Source organism: Tenacibaculum xiamenense (assembly GCF_964513065.1).
GTDB classification, from domain to species: domain Bacteria; phylum Bacteroidota; class Bacteroidia; order Flavobacteriales; family Flavobacteriaceae; genus Polaribacter; species Polaribacter xiamenense.
Map to the genome: position 1 here is coordinate 14726 of NZ_CAZEQU010000037.1, position 18189 is coordinate 32914.

The 18189-nt window shown below is 35.8% G+C and carries 11 protein-coding genes (1 of these 11 running past the window's edge); 2 read left to right on the top strand and 9 right to left on the bottom strand.

Features of this window, described 5'->3' with window-relative positions; translation table 11 throughout:
• Positions 1-57 precede the first annotated feature (57 nt).
• From ACKTTV_RS16950 to ACKTTV_RS16990, 9 genes are all read right to left on the bottom strand, one after another.
• Positions 58-729: a DUF6624 domain-containing protein gene (locus tag ACKTTV_RS16950; protein WP_408032058.1), complete on the bottom strand. Its 672-nt coding sequence runs from the start codon at positions 727-729 to the stop codon at positions 58-60.
• Positions 730-741: 12 nt separating this feature from the next.
• Complete coding sequence (locus tag ACKTTV_RS16955) at positions 742-1587, bottom strand: DUF4097 family beta strand repeat-containing protein (protein WP_408032059.1); 846 nt, start codon at positions 1585-1587, stop codon at positions 742-744.
• A gap of 17 nt (positions 1588-1604) precedes the next feature.
• The gene (locus ACKTTV_RS16960; protein WP_408032060.1) at positions 1605-2372 is read right to left on the bottom strand and encodes a HEAT repeat domain-containing protein; all 768 of its coding nucleotides are present in this window, start codon (positions 2370-2372) and stop codon (positions 1605-1607) included.
• Positions 2373-2387: 15 nt separating this feature from the next.
• Positions 2388-2927 (bottom strand): RNA polymerase sigma factor, encoded by a 540-nt coding sequence (locus ACKTTV_RS16965; RefSeq protein ID WP_408032061.1) that lies wholly within the window; start codon positions 2925-2927, stop codon positions 2388-2390.
• A 96-nt stretch (positions 2928-3023) separates the two neighbouring features.
• On the bottom strand, positions 3024-4604 hold the full coding sequence (locus ACKTTV_RS16970; RefSeq protein ID WP_408032062.1) for a S41 family peptidase: 1581 nt from the start codon (positions 4602-4604) through the stop codon (positions 3024-3026).
• Positions 4591-5022, bottom strand: a complete 432-nt coding sequence (locus ACKTTV_RS16975) for a deoxycytidylate deaminase (RefSeq protein ID WP_408032069.1) — start codon at positions 5020-5022, stop codon at positions 4591-4593. The genes ACKTTV_RS16970 and ACKTTV_RS16975 overlap by 14 nt, the downstream gene beginning before the upstream one ends.
• A gap of 197 nt (positions 5023-5219) precedes the next feature.
• Positions 5220-5801, bottom strand: a complete 582-nt coding sequence (locus ACKTTV_RS16980; protein ID WP_408032063.1) for a HupE/UreJ family protein — start codon at positions 5799-5801, stop codon at positions 5220-5222.
• Complete coding sequence (locus ACKTTV_RS16985) at positions 5802-6263, bottom strand: Lrp/AsnC ligand binding domain-containing protein (RefSeq protein WP_408032064.1); 462 nt, start codon at positions 6261-6263, stop codon at positions 5802-5804.
• A 187-nt stretch (positions 6264-6450) separates the two neighbouring features.
• Positions 6451-6861, bottom strand: a complete 411-nt coding sequence (locus ACKTTV_RS16990; RefSeq protein WP_408032065.1) for a BrxA/BrxB family bacilliredoxin — start codon at positions 6859-6861, stop codon at positions 6451-6453.
• Between the two features lie 318 nt (positions 6862-7179).
• Between ACKTTV_RS16990 and ACKTTV_RS16995 the strand changes: the two genes are divergently transcribed.
• Together ACKTTV_RS16995 and ACKTTV_RS17000 are read left to right on the top strand one after the other, a co-directional pair.
• Positions 7180-7929: a TerB family tellurite resistance protein gene (locus ACKTTV_RS16995; RefSeq protein WP_408032066.1), complete on the top strand. Its 750-nt coding sequence runs from the start codon at positions 7180-7182 to the stop codon at positions 7927-7929.
• A gap of 462 nt (positions 7930-8391) precedes the next feature.
• On the top strand, positions 8392-18189 hold the 5' portion of the coding sequence (locus tag ACKTTV_RS17000; RefSeq protein WP_408032067.1) for a Calx-beta domain-containing protein. 2508 nt of this gene lie beyond the right edge of the window; only the first 9798 of its 12306 coding nucleotides appear in the window; it begins with the start codon at positions 8392-8394; its stop codon lies off the right edge, out of view.

Genomic DNA, 18189 nt, shown 5'->3' on the forward strand with positions numbered 1-18189 from the left:
TTTTCGTTTTTTAATTAGAATTAATAGACCGTACTATTTAATTTATTAAGTTTTTTATTAGTAAAGCTTAGGTTTTACAATACCTTTTTTTCTATAGTATTCTTGGTTCATTTCAAAGTGCATCTTGGTCAAGTCATTTAAATACATCTCTAAAGGCTTCAATCCTAGTGCTTTTCTTCTTTGGTTAACATTTAAACTGTCACTTAAATTTTTAGGATAAGCCTGTCCTGTTTTAGTATTATAGGTTGCTTGGGTTCCAAATACTTGTTTTTTACCTGTATTAAGATATACACGATCTACTAAATAACCATAGTTACTTGGGTTCGCATTTTTTTTATCAACTTCAAGCTTCATTTTTTTCAATACTTCTAATTGAAAATCAGGGTTATGATCAGAGTGTTGAACCATCAACCAAAAATTTTTAGAACCATTTTCACCAGCTAAATCAAATCCAACAAACCCATATGTGTTAAAAATTTGCTTTAGCTTTTTTTGATGAGTAGTAAAAACACTGTCTTTAAAAGAATTCCATTGTTTTAAGGTTAGTTTTTTATACTTTCCTTGTGGAACACTGGCAGCAATTTGATCTATTTTAACCATTCGTTCCAATTCATTAACCAAATCCTGATTGAAAATTATTTCTTCTTGAATTTCTTTTTTGTCAGATGGTTTTTCTTTGCACCCAAGTAATAAAATTCCAATGACTAATATTTGCAGTGTTTTTTTCATTTCACTTATGAGTTATTCCTTCTTACGTAAGTAAATATTTCCCATTGAAGATTTTAACTTAATTTTTACCCCTCCTTTGTTAATTGGACTAACTATTTTTCTGTTTCCACTTACTTGAGGTAAATCCTTTTTATTTGGCTGCTTCAGGTCAAAATTTGTATAAACAGTACCATTTGTTTTAATGTCTAAGTTGGCATTTGTATTTGATGGTAAACTAACATCTATCTCTCCAACTGAAGAACTAACTGTAATAGGTGATGATTGATTCACTTTTATAAAGTCGATATTGATAGGACCTGTACTTGAATGAGCTGTTATCGGTCCAGTTACATCTACCATATCAATAGAACCAACATTTGATTCAGCTTCAACTTCAGAAGAAAAACCAGTAATAGTTATACCTCCCAAATTTCCGGAATCAACAGAAAGATCAATGTTTTTAGGAAGCTCTAATTGAACATTATTAGCTTGAAGATGTGATTTTAAGTCTTCAATGATTAATGTGCTTCCTTCTTTTGTAATAGAAAAGCCAAAACCATTGGTGTCATCTTTTCCTCCTGGATAAATTGGAGTTAAACCGGCCCTTTTATCTTTTTTTCTCTCTTTTCTTTCTGATCGTCTTCCTCTGATAGACCAATGGACATTATCATGATCATGCTCGTCATTACATTCTTCGCATCCAGTATGTTTCATGCAAGACATTATTAAACTTTTTGTCTCTGCCGAGGTAACTTTTATAGAAGCATTAGATTTTATTTGTACTTTTTTTATTCCTTTTAATGGATATGAGTATTCTTTATCTTGTGCATATATGGTGCAGAGAACGAATAACGACAGTATTAAATTCAGTTTTTTCATTTTTTCTTATTTTTCAACTACAATAAACTAGGAATGTTAAATTGTAGTTCTTGTTTGACATAATTAGGTGTTTCTTTATTTTCTAATAACTTTTTCATGGGCTCGAGCGCTCGTTTTTCTTGTATTCTGACTAATATTTGAATAAGCTCTATTTGAATAATGGCCTCTTTTTCTGTTTCCAAAGCCTTTATTAAAGCCGATTTAACAATTTCTAATGACGAAAACTTTGAAAGTGCTTCTGCTGCAGTCAGACGTACATTGGTGTTTTTGTCATAAAATAATTTACTTATGATAGCTTCAATAATTTCGGTATTTTCTTTTGTGTATTTCTGAGAGTTGTTTACTCCTAATATTCGTTTACTAACTGATTGATTTTCCAATAGTGCAAAAAACTGTTTTTTCTCTTTGTCATTTATCTCATTGCTACTGACTAGTTTTTGCTCTGATTGAAATCGTCCTAAAAGAAAGGCAGCAGAAACAATAACAATGCTTGCAGCAATTCTAATATAGGTTTTCCAGTCTACTCGTGGTTTTAAAGGAATAACGTTAGCACTGTTTTTTTCGATTTCTTCATTTAGGATAGCTTGAAAATTAGCTTTTAAATCTGAACTAGGCTTTTCCATATCTATTTTTTCAAAAACAGAGAAGAGTTCATCATATTGTTTGAGTCCCTCAGAACAATCAGTGCAATTTTCAATATGGATTTTTACCTTATCTGAATCAGAGGTCGATAAATTCCCATCTAAGTAATCGGTAATTAACCTTTGCGTATTTTTACAATCCATATTCCTTTTGTTTCGTTAACTTTCAATACTTTGAAAATAAATACTCTTTAATTTTTTTAGAGCTCTATGCATTTTTACTTTTATAGAACCTACGGAGTTACCCGTTATTTCTGCTATCTGCTCATACTTTATCTCTTGAAGCCTGTGCATAATAATAAGCTCTCTATCACTAACAGCAAGTTGCAAAAGTGCTTTTTGTAAATGCTCTATGGCTTCATCATCCTTTTCGATGGGTATTCTATCATTTGCGCCAACAATTTCATCGTTAATTAAATGATTTCTCTCTTTTTTTCTTTTCTGATAATGGCTAGAAAAAATGTTTCTAGCAATGGTGAAAATCCAAGAGGCAAAATTTCCATTCTTGTAGGAATGCCTATATTTTAAAACTTTTACAAAAACTTCTTGAGTTAAATCTTCACTAACAACTCTGTCTCGAATCATTTTATTGAAAAAGTTATATATACGAATATGATACCTGTCGAAAATAATAGATAGCTTGTTTAAATCACCATCGGCAACTTGCAACATAATATCTTCGTCTGTCAAATTTTTCAATGTGTTAGTTTTGATTAGTTTCTATCTTAAAAACCAGCAAAATTTAAAAAGGTTACATAGGAACTGATTTTTTTTTTGAGGCAAAAAAAAACTCGCCTAAGGCAAGTCTTTATTTTGATTTTCTAGTTCTAATACTTTTTGAATCATTTTATCATCTTTTTCGCTTAGCTTATACAAGCCTTCATCATTAAAAAGATCTCGAGCTATGACCGTTTTAAGGTTATGCCTAATAGTGGCTTTTCTCTTTTCTGATATTCGAAAATCTTTAACTTTCGTGAAAAAACGATCCGAAACCTCGTGATTGTTGTCGAAAGTTTTAATAAAATCATCAATAGTCAAATTGCTTAATTTACTTCGATTGTTATCAACATAATCAAAAGCAAAATTTTGTAAAGGTCCAAAAAAGAAAGTTGACATGTTTGATGTTGTGTCAATAGGAACAAATACATCAGGAATAATACCTCCGCCTCCATACACAACTTTTCCTTTTGGAGTTTTATATTGAAGGCTATCGGTTATTTTGATACTGTCCTTGCTAAACAGTTCGCCATTGTAGTATCTATTTTCTATATCTTCTCTATAATTTGAAGAATTTTTATTTTTCTTATAAGGCTTTTGGATAGAACGCCCAGTAGGAGTATAGTAACGAGCAGTTGTTAATCTTACTGCAGATCCATCTCCCAAATCCATTTCCTGTTGTACTAACCCTTTACCAAAAGATCTTCTTCCAATAATAGTCCCTTTATCATTATCTTGAAGTGCACCCGCAACAATTTCCGAGGCAGATGCCGAGTTTTCATCAATTAAAACATAAAGTTTACCATTTTCAAACTCACCTTTATCTGTGGCAAATGATTCTTTGATATCTCCTCTATTATTTTTGGTATAAACAATTAATTTATCATCCTCCAAAAACTCGTCGACCATTTTGTTGGCAATGTCAATAAAACCACCACCGTTATTTCTAAGATCTAATACCAAGGTACCCATCCCTTTGGTAAGTAAGCTGTCTAAAGAAGTTTTAAATTCTCTATAAGTGTTTCTAGCAAACCTGTTTACTTTTATATAACCGATATTATCGGTGAGCATATAGGCAATATCAACACTTTTTATATTAACCTTTCCTCTTGTAATATCTATATTAAAAACACTGTCGTTAGTTTTACGATAGATTTGTAAGTTTACTTTTGTGTCGGGTTTTCCCTTTAGCTTTTTTAAAATTTGATCGGTTCTAATGTTTATACCGTATAAAGTGTCATTGTTAGCCATTAAAATGCGATCTCCTGCTTTTATTCCAGCTTTAATACTTGGACCTCCTTTGATAGCATCAATAACGGTAATAGTATCTCCTCTCATTCTAAATTGAACTCCTATACCAACGAAATTACCTTGCATACTTTCAGTAACCGATTGAAGGTTTTCCTTAGGGATATAAACAGAATGTGGGTCAAGCTTGTCAAGCATTTCTGCAATGGCCCCATCTAGTAATTTATCTGTATTTACATCATCAACATAATCACTCTGAATATAGTCAATAAGTCTTTTTATTTTCCGCTCATTATCCGAAGTTTTTCCAACCAAAGAAGAGTAAGAATTTCCTTTACTAAAAAAAACTCCGATAATGATTCCGAATACAACGGCAATTGAAAAATAAATAGGTAAATTATTCTTGTTCATAAGGTAAATGTATCAATTGAACTCCAGCTTTTTCTAAAAAATCTAAACCAGAGCGATCTTTATAGGCATCAGCATAAACTACTCTTTTAATACCTGCCTGATGAATTAACTTACTGCATTGTTGACATGGCGAAAGTGTTATGTATAATGTGGCTCCTTCACAAGATTGAGTTGAGCCAGCTACTTTTAAAATAGCATTGGCTTCTGCATGAAGAACATACCACTTTGTATAACCCTCTTCGTCTTCACATGGATTTTCAAAACCTGAAGGAGTTCCGTTATATCCATCCGAAATTATCATTCTATCTTTAACAATAAGTGCGCCTACTTTTTTTCTTTCACAATGAGAAAGTTGTCCCCATTCTCTCGCCATTTTTAAGTAAGCTATATCGTATTTTAATTGTTTTTTGTCCAAAATATAATATGTACAGAATTTAAGCTAATTTATATAAAATAAGGTTAAAAAAAATATAAAACAAGTTTACCAATTAACTCATTATTATGTCGTTAAAATAAATGTAAAATTGCACAGCTTATGGTAGTTTTTTCAATTGTATAAAGCTGTTTTACTTCTTAATTTAACAATAATTTTTTGATTAAAGTAGGTTGTAGTTTTTACCAGAACACACGATCAAACATCATTTGTAAAGCAAAACCAATAACAATTGATGATGTAACAAGTATCCAATCTCTTCTATTTACACCTAAAATTGATTGTGCTAAAGATCCTATTAATAGAATACCAATAACTATAATAATCTGAGCTGCTTCGACTCCAAGAGCAAATTCCAATAAAGGTACCAGTTTGTTACTTGCTTTACCGATCATAATCTTGAAATAATTAGAAAAGCCTAGGCCATGGATTAAACCAAAGAATAAAGCAAAGAATAAATTTTGATTTTCTTTTCCTACAGAAGCTTTTTTAGCAGTTAGAACGTTCATAAGACCAGTAATAAAAATAGTTAATGGAATTAGAAACTCAACTAAATCGGCTCGAACATTTAAAATACCAAAAGCGGATAATGCTAAGGTAATAGAATGCCCAATAGTGAATAGAGTAATGAGCCATAAAACTTTTTTCCACTGTTTAAATTGATAAACTACAGCGAGTACTATTAAAAAAAGAATATGATCATAGGCCTTGAAATCTAATACATGAAAAAGGCCCATTTTAAAGTAAAAAATAAAATCGTTCATTTAAATTTTAATTTGTCTGTTAATTTGCTGATCTAAGGAAATGAAGGTTTCCGTTCTTGAAACGCCTTTAATTGTTTGAATATCTTTGTTTAATAAATGCATTAAATCCTCATTGTTTTTACACATTATTTTAATAAATACAGCATAGTTTCCAGTTGTGTAGTGACTTTCAACTATTTCTGGAATTTCTTTTAATCGTTTTATCGCAGAAGAATAGAGACTTGAAGAATCTAAAAAAACACCAACAAAAGCTGTAGTTGTATAGCCCAAAGCTTTTGGGTTTAAGACCATTTTATAACCATCTATCAAGTCTGATTCTTCAAGCTTTCTCAACCGTTGATGAATAGCAGCTCCTGAAATACCTACTTCACGAGCAATTCCTAAAACTGGAGTTCTAGCATCTTTAACAAGGCGCTTGATAATTATCTTATCAATACCGTCGATTTTAAGCTTTTTAGTCATAATATAAATGTGTAAAAGTCAATTACCTCGGTATAAGCCATTGGGGCTTTAAAGGAAACGATTTTAAAATTTTAACGTAAGTGTCAGTGAATTTAAATTTCGCTAGGTGAGTAAAAGTAAAAAAAAATCCACTCATCTGAGTGGATTTATTGGTGAATCTGAGATTCAATATTGTTATTAAGGAAAATTAACAGAAATCATCATAAGCAGCTGCTAAATTTTGAGCAATTGCTTGAGCAGATCTTCCTTCTATGTGATGACGTTCTAACATATGAACTAATTGACCATCTTTAAAAAGTGCAATAGCTGGTGAAGAAGGTGGGAATGGAATCATATACTCACGTGCTTTAGCTGTAGACTCTTTTTCAACCCCTGCAAATACAGTGGTTAAATGGTTAGGTTTTTTATCAGCACCTAATGAAGCGATGGCTCCTGGTCTAGCAGTTCCTGCCGCACAACCACAAACAGAATTAACCATTACTAAGGTAGTTCCTTCTTTAGCTAAGGCATTATCAACATCTTCTGCTGTATATAAAGCGTTAAAACCAGCGTCGATTAATTCATCACGCATAGGTTTTACTAATTCTTCTGGATACATAAATTAAGTTTTTTACAAAGATACTTCTTTTTGTATATAAGGAGCAAATTTTTCAAGAACTAGAAATAAAGGTATTTAACGGGTTTTATTTTGAGTTTGGACTTATGGTAGGTAGGTTTTGTAAAGTTTCTTTAAAGTGTGTTTAAGGGTGTGGTTTTGTATAGTTTTTAATTATTTATTTTTTACTTTTAATAATATTGTCTTATTTGTTGAGTTTGAAAAGGATATTGATTTTTGTTGTAGATGGAGAAAAAATAAAGGTTCTAAAATGAAACATTTTGAAAATGAAATAGTCTTATATTTGATAAAAAGATTTACATGGGAAAATTTGCCAAATGGTTAGGTGCGGGAGCTGGGTTTACTTTAGGAGGTCCTATTGGGGCGATTATTGGCTTTGTTGTTGGAAGTTTTATTGATGGAGTTTCTGTTGAAGATTTAAAAGAAGAGGAACGAAAGTATAATTCCCAAGATAAAAAAAAGAGCTATGTAGAGTCTGGCGATTTTGAAATTAGTCTACTTATTTTAGCATCGATAGTCATTAAGGCAGATGGTCATGTTGATAAAAGAGAACTTGATTATGTAAGAAAGTATTTTGTCGACTTGTATGGTAGAGAAAGAGCCAATAACGCCTTTAAATTGTTTAAAGGAATTGTAAAAAGAAAAGTGTCTTCAAGACAAGTTTGTATGCAAATTAGGCAATACATGTCACATGCCTCAAGATTGCAATTAATACATTTTTTGTTTGGAATTGCTCAGTCAGATGGAAGTGTAAAGATTCAGGAAGAAGCGGTTATAGCGAAAATAGCCTATTACCTTTATATTAATGAGAGAGATTTCAATTCCATAAAGGCAATGTTTGCGGCTAAATCAGAAAGTGCATATGAAATTTTAGAGGTTTCAAAGAGCTCAACGGATGCCGAGGTAAAAAAAGCGTACCGAAAAATGGTGAAAAAATACCATCCAGATAAATTGGTAGGTCTTGGAGAAGAGCATGTTAAAGGAGGGGAACAGAAGTTTCAACAAATTCAAAAAGCTTACGAACAAATAAAGAAAGAAAGAGGAATTTAACCATTCGTCTACACTTATTTGTAATTCATCATTATTTCATCGAAAAATTATTTGTTAATAATTGTTAATTATATATCTTAGCGACGTTAAAAGTGCTAAAAAAATGCACTTTTTTCAGATGTTATTAATAGAGTGAAATAATTATCATACAAGAGAAACCCCTTAAAAAATGAGAATACCCCTTTTATCAAAATTCATAAGCTAACCGCTTAGAGAAATATACCTTTGCAGTCTAAAAAAAACTACTGTACTACTGCGCATAACTGAGTTGCTACTACAACTATTACTCAATAACCATTCGCTACTAAAGACTGTAAAAATTATCCTAAAGGACAGTACTTCATTATTTGTGCCTATGCACAGGGATTATCTATGTATGCATTTAGCGAAATAGTAAATTTTGTTTTTATGATTAATTCATAAAAGCGCGTAGTTATAGATTAATTTTTTTAACCCCTTATTATGAAGAAAAAGAATTTTTCATACCATACAATAGATGGCTTGAGTTTATTGCTGTTTATTTTCTTTGTTGGATACTTTCAAATTGCAAATGCTCAAGTGCCTGATGCTCAAATGTCAGGTTTAAATGCTTATTTAAGAGGGAATTATATTGAGGCAGGATTAGGAGATCAAGGAACTTATGGGGCTCCAAATGCAACGCGTCCAGCAGGATATCATGATGCAAGAGTGGCAACCATGGGGTTCATAGCGAATCCAGCAAAGGATGGATGGGTGAATTACGATGGAGATTTCTTTATTCCTGGAACGGCAGAAGAAGGGTTTGGATTGGAAATAAACGGCACAAACTACAGCAACAATACTAATGGACCATTAGAGCAAATTGCAGGGTCTATTACATCCGTCAGTTCAACAGAAACTTATTGCGGTGAAGATGCCGCCGAAGTAATATGGCAAGGTAGTGTAGGTGGAATTAATGTTCATAGAAGGCATACGGTTACAGAAAATGGGGTTTTTCTGAAAATGACTACGACCTTAACAAATACAACTGGAGGAACTTTGAGTAATATTTATTGGTATCACAATGTTGACCCCGATAATAATCAGACTTTAAGTGGAAGTTTTACAACAACGAATACAATTGTAGGTCAGGCATCTGGAGTAACGGATAAATTAGCCTTGGTTAAAGCAGAACAAGCTGCTGGTGGGGCTTCAGATCCAGATGGGTCTTTTGTTTATTTAATGGCATATGATGAAAGAGCTAGAGTTACTTATGGTGGGTTCTCAAATAGAGATGCTTCTGATATTTGGAATGCTACTGGTTTTACTGGAACAGAAGGATCAACGAATACCGCTGACGAAGCTATTTCTCTTGCAGTTAATATTGGAAACTTAGGGGCTGGTGAAAGTGCGGAGTTTACCTATTATTATATATTAACAGCTGATTACAATAGTGTACTTAATTGTAACGATGCTGATGGTGATGGACAACCAGATACCAATGATTTAGATGACGATGATGATGGTATCTTAGATAAAACAGAATGTGCAACGGCAGTAACGAATGGAGATTTTGAAACAGGTGACTTAACTGGATGGACGGAAGGAGGTTCCCTTGCTTGGACTATCTCTGGAGGTAATATTGCTTTCGTGAACTCAGATGCAACAGGAACAAATACAATAACCCAAACAGTTCCAGTAGATGCTGGATTGGATAATATTTTAACATTCGACATTGCAGCGTATATATTGCATTCTGTCGGGATAACATTCACAGTCAGAATTGACGGTACCTTAGTATATAGTGCAACAGCTGATGAAATAGGTCTGGATAATGGAGGTAACATGGTCTGGGGAGTTAAAACGTTTAATTTTACTCCAACGGGATCAACAGCAACTATTGTACTAGAAACAAGTAAAACTTTAGCGGGTGCTGGAGATGACATTCATTTAGATAATGTATACGTAATTGGTCAAGGTTCCGATGTTGATGGAGACGGATTGTTTGATTGTTATGATACAGATTCAGATAATGATGGATGTTATGATGCTCTAGAAGCAGATGAAAATGTTTTAGCCAGTCAGTTGGATGCTGAAGGGCGAATCGATTTTGCCGCTAATGGAGGTGTTGACGCTGATGGAGTTCCTAACCTAGTAAACTCTGGAGGAGGAGCTGATGTAGGAAGTGACCAAGGACAAGGGTTATCTGGAAATGAAGATGTGGCAACTCAAGTAGTTGTAGATGCAACTGCCCTAATCAATCAAACTTTAGATGTAGGAGGAGGAACATCGTTTACAATAACATCGGCAACAGCAACAAGTACAACAGCTTACTCAGGTACAGCTCCAAATACAACTCCAAATTACTCACATGCTTCTGCAACTGATGTTTCTGGGACTATTGTTTATCAATGGCAGGAAGATGGAGTTGATTTAACAGATACAGGAGTGTATTCAGGAACAAATACATCCTCTTTAACAATTAGTGATATAACTGGTTTAAGTGGGAAGGTATATAATCTCGTAGTAACTCACCCTGACAATATCTGTATAAATATAGAAAATAGTGCTACACTAACAGTAATAGATTTATGTCATGATGGAGCGACTGTGGGAACACCTACAGCGAACGATCCAGATGGTGATGGTTTAAATAATGTGTGTGATTTAGATGATGATAATGACGGTATTTTAGATACAGAAGAATGCGCGTTAGTGAAAATTTTACCAACAGATTTATCAACTCCTCCGGGAGGTAATGCATCCAATTATAGTATTACTAATGATGATATCAGTAGCCTTTTTGGATTGCCAACGGGTAGCATTTTTGTAACGGTAACCAATGGTTCAACGAATTCGGCAGGAACTGCTTGGAGAACAAATGCCACAGAAGGAACGGCAACTTTTGAGTTGTCTGGTCCATATGCTGATTTAGCTTTGGTAACGGTTGCACATGGAGGGTCGTTAGGACAAGGAATTCAAGATGGGGTAGTTTCGCTGGATGGGGTTAATTTTAAATTTAAAAACACAACATTAGTTGATGACTTTATATCTGTTAAAAGCGGAAATACATATTATGTTGAAAATCCGGCCGGAGGAACGTCAACAAACAACGGTGCGAGGTTTGAATGGGAAGCAGAAACGGTTGGAGCTAAAAGAGTACAATTTTATTCTAGTGGAGCTACTGGAAATTCTCAATATTTTATAGAATTAAGAGTTTGTGATTCTGATAAGGATACTATTCTAGATCATTTAGATGTAGATAGTGATGACGATGGCTGTTTTGATGCTTTAGAAGCAGCTGGAACATACAATTATTCGCAATTATCGTCAGGAGCATTTACTGGAGGTGTGGATGCAGATGGAGTTCCTTCAACAGTTTCTGGAGGTCAAACTACAACTGCTGCGGTTACAGATTCTTCTGATAGTACAACTTGTTGTGAGGTTTCGGTATCTGGTTTTTCAGATAATGATAGTGATGGTGTAGCTGATGCTTGTGATTTAGATGATGATAATGATGGTGTCCTAGATTCTGTCGAATGCTTTAATTCTTCTGCAATGCAGTTCTCAGGACTTTCTGGAACATCTCAAAATTATGTGGTTGCAAATACAACAGTAACTCAAAGTGCATCAGGAACAGTAAATGCCGCTAACACAGATAATAATGGTAATGTGGCCTTACAGAGCAACGGAGCTTCTGTTTCATTATCGACTTCAAATGCTTCTGATTTCACAATTTCAGCAGCAACAAATGCAAGTGTTAATTTTGATGCGGGTGATACTTGGACTTTTTCAAGTACTTCAGGTAGTTTTAAAGTGTATGATTCAGGGAATGAATTAAGAATAATATCACATTCTGGAAACTCAATAACTGTAAACCCACTAATTTCGAATCCAACGAATTGGAGTATCAGGATTGAGCAAGTTAGCGATTTAACATTAACAATGGATGTAGGAAATACGGCTTCTGATGTAAAGGTTTCTGTAGTAGTACCATGTTTAAATACTGACGGAGATGGAAAGTCGAATGGAGAAGATTTAGATAGTGATAACGATGGTATCCCTGATAATATAGAAGCGCAAACCACAACAGGCTATAGTGCTCCAAATGCAGATAACTCAGCAACATACTTAACAAATAATGGGGTAAACTCAGCGTATTTAGGAGGTTTAACTCCTGAAAACACTGACGGAACTGACGATCCGGACTATTTAGATTTAGATTCTGATAATGAAGGAGGGAATGATACTGCTGAGGCGGGATTAACTCTAGGAGGTACCGTTGGAGCAAATGGACTTGACAATAGTTATGATAATGGTGATGATTATACCGATGTAAATGGTAGTTTTGATAATACGCAAAATGATAACTTCCCAGATGTCGATGGCGATGTGTTAACAGAAGATGTTGATTATAGAGATGCCATGACACCTATAGGATGTACACCTGGTTTTTATCAGGTGCTAAGTGGCGTGTTGAATATAATGGATCCTGAAACAGGAAATTATAATGTCATAGGAACTCCTGTGCCAACTACAAATACTTTAGGATATAACTCTGCAGATGGCTTTCTTTATGGAATTGCGGCTTCGAGTTTTCATATAGTTAGAATTGGACAAGATTCAAATTCAGTAGATTTAGGACAAGTTACAAATGGAGGTACACCTTTAGGATATGCCCCAAATGCTCTAGATTTTGACGGTTCAGGTATTTTATGGGCGAGGTCGTCTAGTCAGAATGCAGGAGCTTATATTAGAGCAGATTTATCAACAATGACGTATACTTTGGTGCCAATAACGGGACCTAATGATAATTTTGCAGATTTTACCATTATCAACAATAAAGCCTATGGTATTAGTAATAATGTACTGTACGAATCAGATTTAACGACTAACCCGATAACAATAACAAGTAAAACGGTTACAGGATTGGGTGCTACTTCGGGTGCATATGGAGCCGCCTTCAGCGATGTACAAGGAAATTTATATGTGTTTAGAAATACAACAGGTGAGTTTTTTAAGATTAATAATTATGATCAAGCGAGTCCGAGTGCTACCTTATTATTAACTGGAACGGCGAGTGGTTCAAATGATGGGGCTTCATGCCCAGATGCATGCCCGTCTTTTGATTTGGATTGTGATGGTGTTTTGAATGTTGATGAAGATTTAAATGGAAATTCTGATTTTACTGATGATGATACAGATGGTGATGGAACGCCAAACTATTTAGATAAAGATGATGATAACGATGGAATTTTAACACTTGACGAGGATACTGATGGAAACGGAACATCACACAATGATGATACAGATGGTGATGGAACCCCAGATTATTTAGATACCGATAGTGATAATGACGGTTGTTACGATGCTATTGAAGCTGCCGGAAGCTATAACTATACACAGCTTTCTTCTGGAGAATTAACTGGTGGGGTGGATGCAGATGGAGTACCAACGATAACTTCGGGAGGACAGTTAAATACCTCGGCCGTAACTGATGCTTCTGACGGTTCTACTTGTTGTGATGTTTCGGTTTCTGGTTTTAATGATGTTGATTCTGACGGTGTTGCTGATAGGTGTGATCTTGATAATGATAATGATGGAATAACAGATTGTAATGAAGCGGCTTTGCAGTATACCAATGCAGATTTAGTTGGAGCAGAGTTTTTCTCATCTGTTTCTTCGAATTATGTGCCAGTAGCTAATGGAATAGGTAACCCAGGATTGATTGATGGAACTCCAAGTGACCCTACTAGTGGTAGCTTTGGGGATTGGGGAAGTGGAACGGATGGTACGTTTAACGGAGTCCCTTTAGTTTTTGATTTGGTAATGCCCCATTCAGTTGATGAGGTTACAGCGTTTTTGATGTATAATGAAGTAGGAGTAGCTGGTCAGCAAGTTTTAGATTTTGAGGTTATAATTACTTCAAATGGAAATCAATACACACATAGTTTTACGGCTCCTGCTATTGGAGGAGGACCAGTTAGGCAAGAATTTTCTTTTGGTCGATCATATTTTAACGTAACTGATATAGATATAAGAATTCTAACCAAGGAAGGAGCTAGTGTTCATATAGAAGAGTTCGGATTAATTGGAAGTAGTTGTGTACCTCAAGATACAGATGGGGATGGAACAGAAGATTATTTAGATTTAGACAGTGATAATGATGGCTGTAACGATGTTTTAGAATCGGGTGGAACTGACGGAGATTCAGATGGTGACTTAGACGGGACAGGTTTTGATAGTAATGGTCAAGTAACAGGCGGTACAGGAGGTTATAATGGAGTAAATGGTAATGAAACTGAAGCTACTACCTTGCAAGTTGATACCCAACCTAGCGATGCGACTATTTGTTTAGGAACTAATGTTACTTTTACAGGAGTGGCTTCATCTCTAAGCACAACAACCTATACTGGAACGCCTCCAGCAACGACACCAGATTATAGTGGAAGTACTGGAAGTACTACAGATTTAGTATACCAATGGCAAGAGCAAGTAGGAGGAGCAGGAGCATGGAATAATATTACCAATGGAGGTATTTATAGCAATGCAACCACAGCAAGCTTAACATTAACAAACCCATTAATAGGAGCTTCAACTAATAAATATAGATTAGTAGTTACAAGTACGAAAAATGTATGTGCTAGTGTAACAAGTTCAGAAGCTACCTTAACAATTAATGATGTGACAGGAGGAACAGTGGCAGCAAATCAAACGATTTGTTCAGGAGGAGATCCAGTAGCATTTACTGAAACAGTTGCTTCTACAGGAAGTGGTACACTAAGTTATCAATGGGAGAGCAGTACTGATGGATCTAGCTTTACGCCAATAGGAGGAGCTACAAGTACTACTTATGATGCAGGTGTTCTCACGCAGAATATGTGGTATAGAAGAGAAGCCTCATCTTTATTAAATGGAGTTACTTGTACAGCTTTGAGTAATGTTGTTCAAATTACAGTTGATCCTGTACCAACGATTAGTATAGATGATATTACCGTAGCAGAAGGAACTACCGCTAATTTTACAGCAACATTAAGTCAGGCAATTGCTTGTGATGTTACTTTTGATGTAACTACTAGTAATGGAACGGCTGCGGCAGGAGATGATTATACGGCACAGACAAGTCAAACTTATACCATTACTGCAGGAAGTACTACAGTAACTATTCCAATAGTAACAATAAATGATACTACCTACGAGCCAACAAATGAGACCTATACTGTTACGATGAGTAATGTTCAGACAGGAACAGGAAATTCGATTACAACGACTGACTTAGTTGGAGCAGGAACGATTACTGATTTAGGTGATAGTGCACCTACTATTAGTATAGATGATATCACGGTTGCAGAAGGAACCACAGCGAACTTTACCGCTACATTAAGTAATCCATCACAATATGATGTTACTTTTGATGTTACTACGAGTGATGGAACTGCTGCAGCAGGCGATGATTATACTGCTCAGAGTGGTACAAGTTATACAATTACAGCAGGTACTACTACGATAACAATTCCTGTAGCCACTACCAATGATACTACTTATGAGCCAACAGATGAGACTTATACTGTTACAATGAGTGATGTAAGTATCGGTTCACCAACACCAGAGGCCATTACGACTACTGACTTAATAGGGGCTGGAACAATTACCGATTTAGGTGATAGTGCACCTACAATTAGTATAGATGACATTACAGTATCAGAAGGAACCACGGCTAATTTTACTGCCACTTTAAGTAATCCATCACAATATGATGTTACTTTTGACGTAACTACGAGTGATGGAACAGCGACAGGAGGCGATGATTATACTGCTCAGAGTGGTACGAGTTATACGATAACTGCGGGGACTACGACTGTAACCATTCCTGTAGCTACTACTAATGATACTACTTATGAGCCAACGAATGAGACCTACACCGTTACGATGAGTAATGTAAGTATCGGGTCACCAACACCAGAGGCTATAACAACGACTGACTTAGTAGGAGCAGGAACAATTACTGATCTAGGTGATAGTGCTCCAACGATTAGCATAGATGATATTACGGTTGCAGAAGGAAGTACAGCGAACTTTACAGCTACCTTAACTAATCCAGTTCAATATGATGTTACCTTTGATGTAACAACGAGTGATGGAACAGCAACAGGGGGAGATGATTATACCGCTCAAAGTAGTGTAAGTTATACGATTCCAGCAGGTACTACTACAGTGACTATTCCTATAGCTACTAACGATGATACTACTTACGAGCCAACTGATGAGACCTATACTGTTACGATGAGTAATGTAAGTATTGGTTCACCAACACCAGAAACTATAACAACCACAGATTTAGTAGGAGCAGGAGCGATTACTGATTTAGGCGATAGTGCTCCAACAATTAGTATTGATGATATAACCGTAGCTGAAGGAACCACAGCGAACTTTACAGCTACCTTAACTAATCCAGCTCAATACGATGTTACCTTTGATGTTACTACGAGTGATGGAACTGCCGAAGCAGGAGATGATTATACAGCTCAGACAAGTCAAACCTATACAATTACAGCAGGTACTACGACAGTTACAGTACCAATAGTAACCATTGATGATACGGTATATGAGCCTACAGATGAGACCTATACAGTTACGATGAGTAACGTAAGTATTGGTTCACCAACACCAGAGGCAATTACAACGACAGATTTAGTAGGAGCAGGAACGATCACTGATAATGGTGAAGTAGCTCCAACAATTAGTATTGATGATATTACTGTAGTTGAAGGTACAACGGCGAACTTTACAGCAACTTTAAGTGGTTTAGTACAATATGATGTTACTTTAGATGTAACGACATCTGATAATACAGCTCAAGTAGGATCGGATTATTTGGCTCAGACTAGCGTAGGTTATACAATTCCTATTGGAAGTACAACAGTAACCATTCCAATAACAACGATCGATAATAATATCTACGAAACTAATGAGACTTATAATGTGTTGATGAGCAATGTAAGTATTGGCTCACCAACACCAGAAAATATAACCACCACAGATTTACAAGGAGAAGGGACAATTACGGATAATGATGTAAATGATCCATGTTTACCAGATGCAACCGATAGCGATGGCGATGGAGTATGTGATGCCATCGATCCAGATCCAAATGATCCATGTAATCCAGATAATACGGATGCAGATGGTGATGGTGTATGTGATACAGTAGATCCCGATCCAGCTGATCCATGTAACCCGAATAATGTAGATGCGGATAACGATGGTGTATGTGATACGGTAGATCCAGATCCAACAGATCCATGTGTACCGGATAATACAGATGCGGATAATGATGGTGTTTGTGATACGGTAGATCCCGATCCAGCTGATCCATGTGTGCCAGATAATACGGATGCGGATAATGATGGTGTTTGTGATACAGTAGATCCAGATCCGAATGATCCATGTGTACCTGATAATACAGATGCGGATAATGATGGTGTTTGTGACACGGTAGATCCAAATCCAACCGATCCATGTATCCCAGACAATACGGATGCAGATGGCGATGGCGTATGTGATAGCGTGGACCCAGATCCAACTGATCCATGTGTGCCAGATAATACAGATGCTGACAATGATGGCGTATGTGATACAGTAGATCCAAATCCAACGGATCCATGTATTCCAGATAATACGGATGCGGATAATGACGGCGTTTGTGATACAGTGGATCCCGATCCGAATGATCCATGTAATCCAACAAGTACAGATGCAGACGGTGATGGTGTATGTGATGCAGTAGATCCTGACCCAGCTGATCCATGTAATCCAAATGCTACGGATGCAGATGGCGATGGCGTTTGTGATGCAGTAGACCCAGATCCCAATGATCCATGTAATCCAACTAGTGCTGATACGGATGGTGATGGTATTTGTGATGCAGTAGATCCAGATCCAAATGATCCATGTAGTCCAGATGCAACAGATGTAGATGGTGATGGTATTTGTGATGTAATTGATCCAGATGTAACGGATCCATGTGGACCAGAAGATTTAGACAGTGATGGCGATGGTGTATGTGACAATGTAGATCCAAATCCAACTGATCCATGTATCCCTGACGCAACAGATGCGGATAATGATGGCGTATGTGATAGTGTAGATCCCGATCCGAATGATCCATGTAATCCAAACGGACATGATGAGGATGGTGATGGTGTATGTGATGCGGTAGATCCAAATCCAACCGATCCATGTATCCCTGATGCAACGGATGCAGATAATGATGGTGTTTGTGATACAGTAGATCCAAACCCA

Coding starts and splice junctions, on each gene's coding strand:
- ACKTTV_RS16960 (WP_408032060.1), bottom strand. CDS start 2,372: ATGGATTGTAAAAATACGCAAAGGTTAATTACCGATTACTTAGATGGG.
- ACKTTV_RS16950 (WP_408032058.1), bottom strand. CDS start 729: ATGAAAAAAACACTGCAAATATTAGTCATTGGAATTTTATTACTTGGG.
- ACKTTV_RS16955 (WP_408032059.1), bottom strand. CDS start 1,587: ATGAAAAAACTGAATTTAATACTGTCGTTATTCGTTCTCTGCACCATA.
- ACKTTV_RS16990 (WP_408032065.1), bottom strand. CDS start 6,861: ATGTATCCAGAAGAATTAGTAAAACCTATGCGTGATGAATTAATCGAC.
- ACKTTV_RS16995 (WP_408032066.1), top strand. CDS start 7,180: ATGGGAAAATTTGCCAAATGGTTAGGTGCGGGAGCTGGGTTTACTTTA.
- ACKTTV_RS16985 (WP_408032064.1), bottom strand. CDS start 6,263: ATGACTAAAAAGCTTAAAATCGACGGTATTGATAAGATAATTATCAAG.
- ACKTTV_RS16970 (WP_408032062.1), bottom strand. CDS start 4,604: ATGAACAAGAATAATTTACCTATTTATTTTTCAATTGCCGTTGTATTC.
- ACKTTV_RS16980 (WP_408032063.1), bottom strand. CDS start 5,801: ATGAACGATTTTATTTTTTACTTTAAAATGGGCCTTTTTCATGTATTA.